This window comes from Acidovorax sp., from assembly GCF_046291265.1.
Taxonomy (GTDB): Bacteria; Pseudomonadota; Gammaproteobacteria; order Burkholderiales; family Burkholderiaceae_C; genus Acidovorax.
Genome location: NZ_JBKBTV010000152.1, coordinates 1 through 724, shown reverse-complemented (window position 1 = coordinate 724; position 724 = coordinate 1). Strand labels below are relative to the sequence as shown.

Genomic DNA, 724 nt, shown 5'->3' with positions numbered 1-724 from the left:
TGTCCGCCGGTTTCTTCCGGCTAGCTGGCTGCGCGGCGGGAGATGGTCTCCTGACCATCACTGTTGAGCACCGCGTTGCGGAGTAAGATCGGCTGCGCAGGCGCCGCTTTTTCTTCCCCGTCATCCCCGATACTGGTCTCATCATTGCTTAGATTGCGTAAATTCTCTTGCAGGGCCTGGGTTATTTTTTGCAGCTCGCCCGCTTCGCAGATGCCGCTCTGCGCCTGGCCCCTGCCCCGGTCGGCAATCTGGCGGATATCCTTGGCCGAACGATTGGTCACCTGCGCCAATTGGCGGACCTCGTCGGCCACAACGGCAAAACCCGCACCCTTTTCGCCCGCCCGCGCGGCTTCCACCGCCGCGTTCAGGGCCAGAAGATTGGTGCGGAAGGAGACATCCTCGATACCGGCCGTCATCACGCCGATATCCTGCGCCATGCGCGAAATATCCTCCACCAGCGCCCGCGTCCGGGCGGCCGCCGCATGCACCGCCTCGGCGAGCTTTTCGGCGGACGCGCCCTTGCGGCTCATCGCCTCCAGCCTCGCCTCAAGGGCCGCAACTCTGTCTTTCCCCGCCGAAAGCGCCTGCCTGCCGCTCTCATCGGCGGCTTCCAGCTCGGCGGCGCGCGTTTCGAACTGGCTGAGCAATGTTCTGACCGCGGCAAGCTTGGTTTCCAGGCCCTGACGCAGCGCCTCGTCCTCGGCCTGCTGGTCGATCAGCGCAG

Annotated in this window: 1 protein-coding gene; it reads right to left on the bottom strand. The window is 64.9% G+C overall.

Annotated elements, in window-relative coordinates; translation table 11 throughout:
* Positions 1 to 20 precede the first annotated feature (20 nt).
* On the bottom strand, positions 21 to 724 hold a 704-nt coding region (locus ACK41V_RS23625; protein ID WP_409786128.1), incomplete at its 5' end, for a methyl-accepting chemotaxis protein.